General features: G+C 38.4%; 8 protein-coding genes. 7 read left to right on the top strand and 1 reads right to left on the bottom strand.

From position 1 onward, the window contains the following. Nucleotides 1–134 precede the first annotated feature (134 nt). The 5 genes from ASG31_RS01115 to topA all read left to right on the top strand — a co-directional run bounded on the left by ASG31_RS01115 (nt 135) and on the right by topA (nt 9,847). Complete coding sequence (locus ASG31_RS01115; RefSeq protein ID WP_056026902.1) at nt 135–1,136, top strand: hypothetical protein; 1,002 nt, start codon at nt 135–137, stop codon at nt 1,134–1,136. Beyond that, complete coding sequence (locus tag ASG31_RS01110) at nt 1,137–2,276, top strand: EpsG family protein (RefSeq protein WP_056026899.1); 1,140 nt, start codon at nt 1,137–1,139, stop codon at nt 2,274–2,276. It begins immediately after the preceding gene. Nucleotides 2,277–2,497: 221 nt separating this feature from the next. Next, complete coding sequence (locus ASG31_RS01105) at nt 2,498–5,944, top strand: T9SS type A sorting domain-containing protein (protein ID WP_056026896.1); 3,447 nt, start codon at nt 2,498–2,500, stop codon at nt 5,942–5,944. A 138-nt stretch (nt 5,945–6,082) separates the two neighbouring features. Then, nucleotides 6,083–7,228: a hypothetical protein gene (locus ASG31_RS01100; RefSeq protein ID WP_056026893.1), complete on the top strand. Its 1,146-nt coding sequence runs from the start codon at nt 6,083–6,085 to the stop codon at nt 7,226–7,228. Nucleotides 7,229–7,273: 45 nt separating this feature from the next. Continuing rightward, the gene (gene topA, locus ASG31_RS01095) at nt 7,274–9,847 is read left to right on the top strand and encodes a type I DNA topoisomerase (protein ID WP_056026890.1); all 2,574 of its coding nucleotides are present in this window, start codon (nt 7,274–7,276) and stop codon (nt 9,845–9,847) included. A gap of 127 nt (nt 9,848–9,974) precedes the next feature. Here the strand turns inward: topA and ASG31_RS19130 are convergent, their stop codons facing one another. Beyond that, nucleotides 9,975–10,214, bottom strand: coding sequence for an HNH endonuclease (locus ASG31_RS19130; protein WP_117585809.1), 240 nt, complete (start codon nt 10,212–10,214; stop codon nt 9,975–9,977). A gap of 261 nt (nt 10,215–10,475) precedes the next feature. Here ASG31_RS19130 and ASG31_RS01085 point away from each other — a divergent pair, with 261 nt between their 5' ends. Further along, nucleotides 10,476–11,564 (top strand): glycoside hydrolase family protein, encoded by a 1,089-nt coding sequence (locus tag ASG31_RS01085; RefSeq protein WP_056026887.1) that lies wholly within the window; start codon nt 10,476–10,478, stop codon nt 11,562–11,564. A gap of 126 nt (nt 11,565–11,690) precedes the next feature. Then, the gene (locus tag ASG31_RS01080) at nt 11,691–12,761 is read left to right on the top strand and encodes a formimidoylglutamase (protein WP_056026884.1); all 1,071 of its coding nucleotides are present in this window, start codon (nt 11,691–11,693) and stop codon (nt 12,759–12,761) included. Nucleotides 12,762–12,790 lie beyond the last annotated feature (29 nt).

Below are 12,790 nucleotides of genomic sequence, written 5' to 3'. Positions count from 1 at the left end.
AGGTGTGCAAATTTAATTTTTTAGGTGAAAGGTCAAAACTTTATGCGGCAACTTTTGCTGATAATCAGTAAAATATTCTACTTTTGCAGTGCTTAAGCTTTCGGCTGTGGCAAAAAAAATACATTCTGCGGCGTATGTTGCGAAACAACGATGAAAAAATAAGTTCGGTTCTCTTCACAGCAATTTTTCCTTTTTTGCTGTTATTCACGGTCTATTATGGTTTTGAATCTTCGTATGTGAAGCTGAAAACGATGGAAAAAGCTCCGGATTTTATGTTTTCATCTGTGTATGCTTACCGCGTAATCCCAAATTTTCTGAGCGTTCATTTTACTGATTTTCTGTCGGTTTTTATCAATTCTAATCTTTCTGGTGCGGAGTCTTTTATTTTAAAACACGGCTCGGTTTTTTACCACAGCATTTTCATTGTTAATACTGTTTTTTTTGTGGCGGCATCTGTTGTTTTAGATAAAGTTTTAAATTTCAGGCCCAATCTTTTCGCTACAGATTCAAGATTGCGGAAGTTGCTGCACCTCACGGGTGTTTTTCTGATTGCAATTGTGCAGTATGTCCCTACCAATTGCGATTCTATTGCGGTTTTCTTTTTTCTTGCAGGAGTTTTTTACAGTTTAAAGTTTTATAAATTAAGAAAAAACGGAGATTTGCTTCTGCTCTGCGGAGCTGTTTTCACAGCTACACTGGTGAGAGAAACAGCGTGTCTGAATATCGCTTTTTTTGCTGCATTATTCTTTGATTTCAAAAATTTTAAACTTAAAGATTTTGCTTTCTATAAAGAAATTCTGATGGTCATTGCAGCGTTTGTAATTCCTTACATTGGCTTACGTTTGATAATTCCTCAGGAAACTTCACTGGTAGAAGGTTTTTATTTAAAACAGAATTTCACAAGCCCGTTTAATCTGGCAGGTCTGCTCTTCGGAATTATTTTTCTGTATTTCATCAACGGTCTCTGCGGAATAGCAGAACGGTTGGTCTTTAAAAATTTTTTAATCCTGTCTGTTCCTTATCTTGTAATGATTACTTTTGTGGGGCTGTTTTGGGAAACCAGGCTTTTCCTTCCGATTATGCTGGGAGGTTTGGTTATTACTTCGCAAAACATTAATTATTTTCAGGAAGTCTAAATGAGTTTATTTCACCCTTATTATCTGATTGTCTTTGTTGTACTGCTTGTTTTTAGTGCGCAGGAAGTTTTTGGCCGCAGGGTTGAGAAAAAATACATGTGGTCTTTGGGTATTTTCCTGATTATTATTGCAGGTTTAAGAAAATTCGTTGGTCCGGATTACGGCAGCTATGTTGGTATTTATGCGTTTTCGGATCAGATTGATTACATCAGTATTCTCTACAAGGCGCTTTATCTGGAGCCACCACATCCGTTTGAACTTGAATGGATTTTTATTCTCATCAACAAGGTGTTGCTTAATGTTTTTAATGCGCCCTTTTATATATTTACGCTCGTTATTGCAGCCATTACCATTTATTTTAAAATAGAATATATTGAAGACAATACTTTCTATCCCTGTACTTTTATGCTTTTTATGTTTATTCCCGGTTTTTTCATTGGGGAGAGTGGGCAGATCAGGCAGTGTTTAGGATCATTTATTGTCTATTATTCAATACGGTATATTAAATCCAGACAGCTTTTTATGTATCTTCTTTTTATCTATCTGGGTGCGGGTATTCATAATGTGTGCTATGTTTTTCTGCCGATGTACTGGGTGGCGAGAATTCCTCTCAACAAGGCGGTGATGCTGGGCGCAATCATTACTTCAATCTTTCTTTCGCCATTTGAAGTATACCGTGTTTTTGGTAGTTTTCTGGATGGTGTAGCTTCAGACAATATTCTTGTGGAAGGTTTTAATGGTTATGTTGATGAGTCTGTAACGCGTCTCAACGGGGGTATTGGTGTTCCTGAAGGGATGATGGCTGTTCTCACATTCTTCCTCTTCTTTTTTGATAATCAGATGAAAGAGAAGTTTCCTTACTACGAGTATCACAGAAATTACGCAGTCATTGGTATTTGTGCGTATTTTATATTCAGGAATAATCCTATCTTCTCATCAAGACTTGCCGGAGCATTCATAGGATTTTCTTATATCATCATTATCAACTCAATGTATGTGGTGAATGATGCTACCAAACGGCTCATCTACACTTTCATTATTTCACTTTTCATCTTCAATTTTGTCGTATTCTCAAGTTTCAAAAACATTATTAATGGAAACTTTACGATAGAGCGTTACAACAACTATCTGCTGCCTTAATTCTCAGATTTTCAAAACTGTTTTTCTATTCATAATAATTATTTAATTTCTAAATTTTAGAATTGTGAAATTAAATACATATTTTTATATTCGTTGAATTATATTCATATAAATATTATTACTGCAATTGGATTGTCATTAATATTTGATTTTTATAATGAATTACATTTGATTAATTAAAAAATTTCGCCAAAAACTAAACTTTGTAGCAAAGTATTATAATGAAACAGAAATCTACCTTAAAAAACATTGCAGCATTCAGTCTTGTAATTTTGAATTTATGCACAGCCAGCGCACAGGAAAAACGTGAAACTGCTGATGCATCTTCCAGCCTGCCTGAAAATGTTCTTAAAACTCCAGTAAATATTAAAGCTGATGCAGCCAAGGCTGAGATGAGCTCTTATCCGTGGCTTCTGGCTCCGAACAGCTATATTTTTGATCCCTCAACAGCCAGTGACGGAATTTACATTCCCGTAAAAAAAGCGTACGCGGTGTGGTCTTTTTATAAGCACATTAAAAAAGACGGGTTCAACTACGGGGGAAAAGCTTCAGCAGAGCTGCTGTGGGAAGACAGTCATGGTCTGATTAAAACCAACGGAGGCGCCAGGTTGCTTCTAACAGGAAACATGGAAGAGGCAAAAATTGTTGTACCGGTAAATAAAAGCAGAAAAGGAAATGCCGTTATAGCCTTTAAAATTGACGGAAAAATAGCATGGTCATGGCATATCTGGGTAACAGATGATCCCACCGATGGATCTACCTACAGAAGTTTTGAAAATGTAAAAAGACTTACGGCTGCAGGAAGTACAGAAGTTATTCCTGCTGGCGAATGGAAGTGGATGGATAGAAATCTCGGCGCAATATCATCATCAAATACAGCCGGAGAATGGAACCGAAATGGCGGCCTTTTATATCAGTGGGGAAGAAAAGATCCCATTCCGCCTTTGGTTCGGAAGGGAGATGATTTCTATGAAGTTTCGGGAAGTGTAGGACGGGTGAGACATCGTGGTGCAAAAAACTTTACAAATGCAACGAATTTTGATAATCTGAGGATTTTCACACAGGTATCTTCCGCCACCATTGAAAATAATATCGCGTTGTCTGTCAACAATCCGCTGAGTCTAATTTATGTGTATAAAGATGATCTTTCGGGGCCGGCGTTTTACAATAACAATGCAAATTTAATGTACAACTGGTTTGGTGCATCGCCAGTTATTCCTGCTCACGAACTGCTCAAGTTGAATCTGTGGTCAGACAATGCCGAAGGTTACATCACTTCAGATTACAATTCAGACAGCGCTGCACAACCCTACAGAAAGAAATCTCTCTTTGATCCGTGCCCAAACGGATGGCGTCTGCCCTCAATGCTTGTTGCCAATCAGGCGTCTGCAAACTATGTGGATGACGTAAGAATTGATTTTTCACCTTTTGGTGTGAGAACTAACCTTGGAAAAACAGCCTTTGAAGCTGCGGGACATCACATTATCAAGCCTTCAGATGCTGGTGTAGCTCCTTTTATGACTGGTTTCAAAGTATATCCGAATGTTGGTTTTAATATGACCTCGGTTGGAGGTTTTAATATGGGAAATTTCCCGGGAACAGGTCAGCTCGCCATCAATTCTCAGCAGGGCCAGTACACAGATCAGCATCAGGTGGGATTGTGGACTTCCACAATGACTAAGTTTTCAGATACCACTCCATCCGTATCGGCAAGAGCGCTCTTTATGGTAGCCGACAGATATCAGAATGACACGCCCAATCCGGCGGATAATACAGTTAAAGGAAGATATTGGTATGTACCTACTGCCGGAGCGAAGACTTCAGATGCCAATGCATGCAGATGTATCCAGGATCCCGGATACATCATCCACGATTACAATTTTCCTACAGAATATTATGATGAGCCCACAGATTACACTGAAGGTCTGAAAAATCCAAATACCTATCAGATTGTAAAAAACACCATTTCAACTTTGGTAGAAATTCCTGTTTCGAAAGCTTTTTCGGTACAAAGCCAAATGCTGAATAACAAAACTATTCTCAATGCTGCAAATTATAACAGTCTTAAAGCAAATGTACTTTGGTCTACCAATACTGCGCTGATTGGTTCTGTGGCGTTGTCAAACCCTTCTCCGTCGGGTATGGCTGATATTTCAAATACTAAAATTCAGGTCAGCATCAATCCAAACCAGAGTGGAAATGCAGTGATTACACTTCACAACGGAAGTATCACAAATCCTGTGTATTGGTCATGGCATATCTGGGTGACAGACAGCGCAATTTCTTCTTTCACCTATACTACAGAAAGTCCGAATTCCAACGCGCCTAATTACATCAACTATGTTCAGAAAGGAGATGTTCTGAAAACGGAGTTTATGGATAGAAACCTCGGTGCTACCGATGCATTTCCTGTAGTAGCAAACCCGCTAACTCCTAATGCTGCCGAGCTTGCGCAAATCAGGGCTTCCACGGGTATGCAGTATCAGTGGGGAAGAAAAGATCCAATCCCGCCGTTTCAGCATACAGATAACAGAGCTTCTTACAGTATATTTTTAGGAAATGTAGCTGCCAACGGAACTGTTTCGTACACTCCATTGAGCTATGCAAATTACAATAATCTTTCAGGAAATTACATCGTTCCTTACAACACATATTCAAACGCCGGCAATGCTAATGTTGTTACACAGGATACGGTTCCGGAAAAATTAGCTAAAATTTTATCTTATTCCGTGAGAAATCCTTTAGTGTATATGATTCCAAGTACTTTTGCACCTTACAATTCTGCAGTTCCTAACTATACCAACGGTACAGACTGGATTTCAGATGAACCCAATTTAGCTGCAGACCGATGGGGTAGAGGCGGAGAAAAATCAGTGTACGATCCTTGTCCGGAAGGATGGAGGATCCCGGATCTTACAGGGGTTTCTATTACTGCAAACAGAGATTTCGGAATTTCACCTTGGTACAGAAAAGATAAAAAAGTGGCAACGAGTTACAGCGTAATTACGGATTATCTGGGAACAAGAGTGAGAAACAGCACAACTACAACCATAGGTTACATCTACAATAATCCGGACTATAATGTTGGTAACTTCCCGAATTCGGGATCCAAAGGTTTCAGAAGTGTAACGGCAAATCAAGCGGCTGCGGGAACTTTTAATGTAAATAATTATCAATTTCCCGGAGTCTGGACGGCTGCTTTAAATTCAAACTACATCGGAAGACCGGTAAACATTCTTTTTGATGCTGCCTCAAGTGCCAACAGAATGATTGCTTTCCATGATAACAATGATCCTTATTTTGGGATGAACTGCCGTTGTGTGAAAGTGAACATCAATGCATCCGGCGATCAGGCAGGCGCAATCCCTGCAATTCCTGTGACGCAGGCGGGAGCATTTAAAGCTACAAACGTTTTCACGCAAAAACAAATCGAAGAAAAAGAAGTTAAAAATCAGATTTCTCTTTTCCCAAATCCGGTGCAGGATATTCTTTATATCAAAGCAGATGTAAGAAAAGATTATTACTTCCAAATCTACAATGCTTCAGGTCAAATGGTAAGAAAAGGGAAGTTTGAAAATAATCAAACCAATATTTCAGATTTGACCCAGGGTTTTTATCTTGTGAGAATCAATGATGCGGAAGTTGTTGTAAAAATTATGAAGAAGTAATTGTTTTAAATTAAATCATCATAAAACAGAACCGAAATTGTTTTTTGAATACGCTTTAATTCCTATTTTTGACAATCAAATTTAAGAAAGGCAAATTCAAAACAATTTCGGTTCTTTTATTTTGGAAAAACTACACATTTGAAAAAAACTGCAGAATTTTTTACCGTAAGATTGCTGATCAATTTATTAATTGTGGCAACAGCAGTTTTTGCATTGGTTTTTACCTTTATTCATAACCACAATTCCGACGGATATATTCTTGGCGACTGGCTCATCAACTATCAGGATGGCGGTTTTAAAAGAAGAGGTCTTTCCGGAAGTTTCTTTTTTCTCATTCAGGATCTTACAGGTTTAAAATTAAATCTGGCCGTCTACTTTTTTCAGGTCATCATCATTTGCGGATTTTTTTACACTTATTTTAAAATTATCCAGAGAAAACAACCGGATTTACTCTATCTCTCGCTGTTGCTTTCATCCATCGGCTTTGTCGGAATCTTCAATTGTGTAGACTATGTCGGAAAAAAAGAATTTATTGTCTTTTTCATTTTCGCAATTTCCATTAATCTTTCAGATCAGGAAAGGCTCAACCGTTCAAAGGAATATTTAATCTGTTTAGGATTAGTTGTTGCGATGTTCTTCCACGAAATCACGCTCTTTTTCATGCCCTATTTTTTAATTGCATTGTATTTAAAAAGTGGAAAATTTGAACCTGACAAGTACATTAAATATATTCTTGTCACGTTAATTCCTGCAATTTTAATCTTTCTTTTCGGAAAAGAAATCAATGAGGGGCAGTCTTTGGAAATATTAAAAGACCGTGGCGTCATTTTAACCAAAGGAATATTTTTCTGGAATTTTGATGAAAGGAAATACATTTCAGATCATTTCAATGACTACAGATTGTACTTTTTAAGTTTTATAATCAGTCTGATTCACATTGGTTTTTATTTAAAATTTCAAAAGGCACAAAAGTTTCTGTCTATTTTATTGATTCTCGCATTTTTGTTTTCATTGCCTCTTTTTTATCTCGCAATCGATTGGGGAAGATGGATGTATATTCACATGATATTTCTGATCATTCTTTTCACTTTAATGCTTCCAAAACGCAATCATGATGAGGTTGCACAAGGTTTTAGTTTAAATTTAAAAAATGGAGTTATAGTTTCATTCATTCTTTTTTCTCTGATGTACAGAGTTGAAATGTCCGGAAGAGGTTTTACATGGGAAGGTTTGCTGTACAGAGTCTTTATTTCGCCCGTGGAACTGTTAAATAAAATGCTGTAAATCTGCTTTAATAAAAAAAGGCTTACTTTTGCAAAAATTTCAGGAATGTCGAAAAATTTAGTAATCGTCGAGTCTCCGGCCAAAGCAAAAACTATTCAAAAATATTTAGGTAGCGATTATGAGGTGAAGTCCAGCTTTGGGCACATCCGTGATCTGCCTAAAAAAGGAATGGGAATAGATCTGGCCACATTCAGTCCGGATTACGAAGTTTCTGCCGACAAAAAGAAATTGGTAACAGAATTAAAGTCTGCCGTAAAGAAAGCCGAAATGGTCTGGCTCGCTTCCGATGAAGACCGTGAAGGGGAAGCCATCGCGTGGCATTTGGCAGAAGAATTAAAACTGAAACCCGACAACAGAAAGAGGATTGTCTTCCACGAAATTACCAAAAACGCCATTTTAAAAGCCATCGACAACCCAAGAGATATTGATCAGAACTTAGTCAACGCTCAACAGGCGAGAAGAGTTCTCGACAGAATCGTAGGTTTCGAAATGTCTCCCGTACTTTGGAAGAAGGTAAAACCGGGATTGTCTGCGGGAAGAGTGCAATCGGTAGCTGTACGTTTGGTGGTGGAAAGAGAAAAAGAAATCCGTGCATTTACCCCAAAAGCAAGTTTCAAGCTGGATGGAATCTTTTTAAACAAAACCTCTCAGGAAATCGCTGCAAAACTGAAAAAAGATTTCGATAAAGAAGAAGAGGCAGAAAAATTCCTTGAACTTGCAAAAACGGTTGAATTTAAAGTTCTTAATGTAGAAACTAAACCGGGAAGCCGTTCTGCATCTGCACCTTTTACCACTTCTACACTTCAGCAGGAAGCTTCTTCAAGATTAGGTTACAATGTTACCAACACGATGCGTTTAGCTCAGAGACTGTACGAAGAAGGTCACATCACTTATATGAGAACCGACTCTGTCAACCTTTCTCAGGAAGCGATTGATGGTGCTAAAAAACAGATTGTATCAGAGTACGGAGCAGAATATTCTTCGCCAAGAAATTATACCACAAAATCATCTTCTGCACAGGAAGCTCACGAAGCAATTCGTCCGACAGATTTCTCTGTAAAAACGATTGGTGATGTTCAGTTGAGCAAACTGTATCAGCTAATTTACAGAAGAACACTGGCTTCTCAAATGGCAAATGCTAAAATTGAGAAAACGGTCATCGAAATTGGTAACGCCAAACTTCCTCAGCATTTTGAAGCACAGGGAGAAGTAATTATCTTCGACGGTTTCCTGAAAGCTTATGGAATTGTAAAAACAGACGACGACGACGAAGAAAACAACGAAAAACTATTGCCGAAAGTAACTGTAGGTGAAGTTTTAGACTATAAAAAAATTACCGCAACAGAAAAATTCACAAGACCGAGCGCAAGATATACCGAAGCAGGTTTGGTAAGAAAGCTTGAAGAGCTGGGAATCGGTCGTCCGTCTACGTATGCGCCGACTATTCAGACCATTCAGAACCGTGAATATGTTGATAAAAGAGAGATTGAGCCACAGACCAGAGAAGTGGTGAAGATGTCCTTAATCAAAGATAAAATTAAAAAAGAAGTCCTTGACGAGAAATTCGGGGGCGACAAAAATAAATTCGTTCCTACAGACATCGGTGAAGTGGTGAATGACTTCCTTACTGATAATTTCAGTGAAATTCTCGACTTTGGATTTACCGCAAGAGTGGAGGAAAGTTTCGATGAAATCGCCAATGGCGGACAGAAGTGGAAAGAAATGATGACCGATTTCTACTCAAAATTCCATCCGAGAATTGAAGATGTAGAAGAAAATGCAGACCGTGCCAACGGAGAACGCCTTTTGGGTGTAGATCCAAAAACCGGAAAGAATGTAACCACAAGAATCGGAAGATTCGGCCCGATGATTCAGATTGGCGAGCAGGATGATGAAGAAAAACCTGTTTTTGCTTCTCTTTTATCAGGACAAAACATTGCGACCATTACTTTAGAAGACGCTTTGGAACTGTTCAAACTTCCATTTGATTTAAATGAAGTCGATGGTTTACCGGTTTCGATTGGTGTCGGAAGATTTGGTCCTTATGTGAAGTGGGGAGAAACGTACATCAGCATTCCGAAAGGAGAAGATCCGCTTGCCATTAAGCAGGAACGTGCAGAAGAAATCATTGCAGAAAAGAAACTGGCAGATGCGCCGATTGCCAATTACAAGGGTGAACCTATCACAAAAGGAAGCGGAAGATTCGGACCTTTCATCAAATACAAAAGTATTTTTATCAACGTTCCGAAAAGATATAACTTCGAAAATCTTTCTCAAAGTGACATCAACGAGTTAGTTGAAGCTAAACTTGAAAAAGAGGCCAACCGTTACATCCAGCATTGGGAAGCAGAGAAAATCTCCATCGAAAACGCAAGATGGGGCCCAATCGTGAAACACGGAAAAAACATCTACAAAATTCCAAAGAAAAAAGACGATACCAAATACGAAGCAGACGACCTGAAAGAAGTCTCCATCGATGAGGTTAAAAAATGGATTACTGCACAGGATCCCAAAGCTTTTGCAGAAAAGAAAAAACCTGCAGCTAAGAAAGCTCCTGCGAAAAAGGCAACGACTGCTGCTAAGAAGCCTGCGGTGAAGAAGCCTGCGGCGAAAAAATAATTAGATTTTAATAAAATAGAAAGCACAGATTTTTGGTCTGTGCTTTTTTGTTGCTTGCTTGTGTCTTTTATGCAATGGGTACGAGCGGGACTTCGATGTCGCGGATTTGCAATCCGTGACCTCTATTTTATTTATGCTGCTTTTCATGACACGAATTACAAAGTGATATTAGCCAGTCGATGGGTTCCTTTCCGATATTATGTTTTGCATATTTTTTATGATGAACTTGTGTGGCTTTTGCACCGCAATAAACGCATATCCAATGATCTCTTTTTAAAACAACGTACCGTTTGCGCTGCCACGCGTCTGATTTTAAGTATACATTTACATAGTAATCCCGACGTTTTTTACGTTTGATTTCAAACATCCTCTGATTGATCAGATAAAACGTGAAACCTAAAGATAATAGGATTATGAGTATTATAACTTCCATTATTTTTGATCAGGAATTAACCATAATGTTTTAAAACAAAATCTCGTGTGGCATAAATTACTATTCAAATATAATCATTTAACCTCTTGACTTTACGTAAAACTCGTCAAAACCAATCACTTCAAAAAACACCCTAAGGTGCAGGATGCTCTGGTAAATCATTCACAGTAATTTGGCTTTGTTGAGACTGATGATATGACACAACCGAAAAACTTTTCACGCAAAGAATTTATACAGCTTTCCGGCTTAAGTCTTGCGGCGGCATTTGTCGGCTCATCTTTTACCAAAACATTTTCTTTTTCAGATCAGCCTTATTTTAAATTAAAACCTGTCGGACGTTCGCTGGAACTTGATGGTTATTACATTTGGTGCTCGTCTCCGATTTGGGGTGAAGATGGGAAGGTTCATATTTTCTACTCCAGATGGAAGAAGGAAAAAGGTATGGGCGGCTGGCTCAACGGTTCTGAAATCTGTCGTGCAGAAGCCAACTCTCCTTTTGAAAAGTTTGAGCATAAGCAAGTGATTTTAAGTCCGAGAGGAAAAGGTTTTTGGGATGCCACTACCTGTCATAATCCTTTAATTAAGAAGGTTGATGACCAATATTATTTGTTTTTCATGGGAAATTCCAATGGAAAAACAAATACAAAAAGAATTGGTTTGGCGACTGCAAAAAGTCTGGACGGCGAATGGACCAGACCCGACCAGATGCTGCTTCCCAATGGAAAAGAAGGTGAGTGGGATGACCACTGCACGACCAATCCGGCTTTTGTGAAAGGGGATGACGGCAAATACTGGCTGTTTTACAAATCGTGGAACACCAAAGAATATGAAACCCAAAAAGGAGCCGTCCGCGGAAACCGAAAATATGGCTTGGCAAAAGCCTTGAAGCCTGAAGGCCCTTATGTAAAAGTTTCAGAAAATCCTGTGATTGATTTTTCAAATCTACCCGATAATGCGCAGCTGGAAGATGCTTTCGTCTGGAAACAGAATGGGAAATACCACATGATTGCGCGCGATATGGGATTTTATAATCATGAATATGGCCTGCATCTTACATCAGAAGACGGTATTTCATGGACGAAACCTGAAGTAGCTTATCTGGATTTGAAAAAATACGTTACCGAGCCCGAGACACCGAAACATCTAAAAAGATTCGGAAGACTGGAAAGGCCGATGATACTCATGGATAAAGATGGGAAGAAGCCTCAGTTTCTTTTCGGAGCAACACAGGGCGGGAAGTCTGAGACTTCTACTGCGTTTGTTTTTGAGATTTTGAAACATTAATTTTTATCATACTTAATTCTTAATATTTATTACTGTAGAACCATCAACGAAGTTTTGTTGATGGTTTTTTAATCGTAAAAATCATTTTATTTTAATATTTTTGAGGCTATTAAAGGAGCTTGAAGCATGAATTTTGAAGATTTTATCATTTCGCCACGCAATTTCAGAACAGAAAACTGGCAGATCGGAAACAGAATTACCAAAGAAATTAAGGAAGACAGTATTGTTTTGCTTTTCGTTTCAGATTACCGTGGTGCAGGCGGTGAAGCTGAAGTTCAGGATTTTACAGCCATTCGTAAAGAGTTTTACCGACTGTCTCAACTGGATTTTGATATCCCGATTGTGGATCTTGGGGATTTGGTTTCCGGAAAATCTGTGGAAGATTCACACTATATTCTTCAGGAAGTGTTGTCGGCTTGCCATCAGAACAGGGCAATTCCGGTGATTATTGGCGGATCCAACGACTTTGCATTTTCTCTTTTTTCAGGTTTGAATTTTCATCAGCAAAATATTAATTATACGCAGATCAGCAATATCATTTCCTTAAAACAAAACGAGGAAATCAACGAACATACTTTTTTAGGAAAGATTTTCGGCTCTAAAAATTTCTCTATAAAAAATTACCATCATCTGGGATATCAGAAACATTTAAATGAGGCAGATTCTGTAAAACTCATCAAAGAAGTTGAGTTCGATATCGTCCGTTTGGCTGAAATGATGAATTCTACTGAGAAAACTGAACCTTTTTTCAGAAAAGCAGATTTGGTAACCGTTAATTGTGATGCCATTGAAAGTTTCAGTGATGCTTTTTCCGTTAATCCTCAGGTCAATGGCTTAAACAGAAGAGAAATCTGCGCTTACATGAAAGAAATTGGACTGAGCGAAAATTTAAAATCTGTAGGAATCTTCAATTATAATATCTACACTGAAAATCAACTCAATCATCAGCTATTGGCTCAAATGATCTGGTATTTGATTGAAGGAATCAACATCCAGAGATCTCATCCGAAAGAAAGGCAATACGAATTGTTTTACGTTCTGATTAACGACAGACAGTATGCTTTCAAACGTGATACCTTCAGCAGTCTGTGGTATTTTGGGGATGATGAAAATATTGAAAACTGTATTCCCTGCTCCAGAAAAGATTTTGATGATGCCAAAAAAGGTTGGCTAAACGCAAGGTTCACTCGAGTTTAAAGCCAAGCGACCAGGTCGCGGAATATTGG

Origin of the sequence: Chryseobacterium sp. Leaf404, assembly GCF_001424145.1 — a bacterium.
Taxonomy (GTDB): Bacteria; Bacteroidota; Bacteroidia; order Flavobacteriales; family Weeksellaceae; genus Chryseobacterium.
This window is presented reverse-complemented; position numbering and strand designations above follow the sequence as displayed.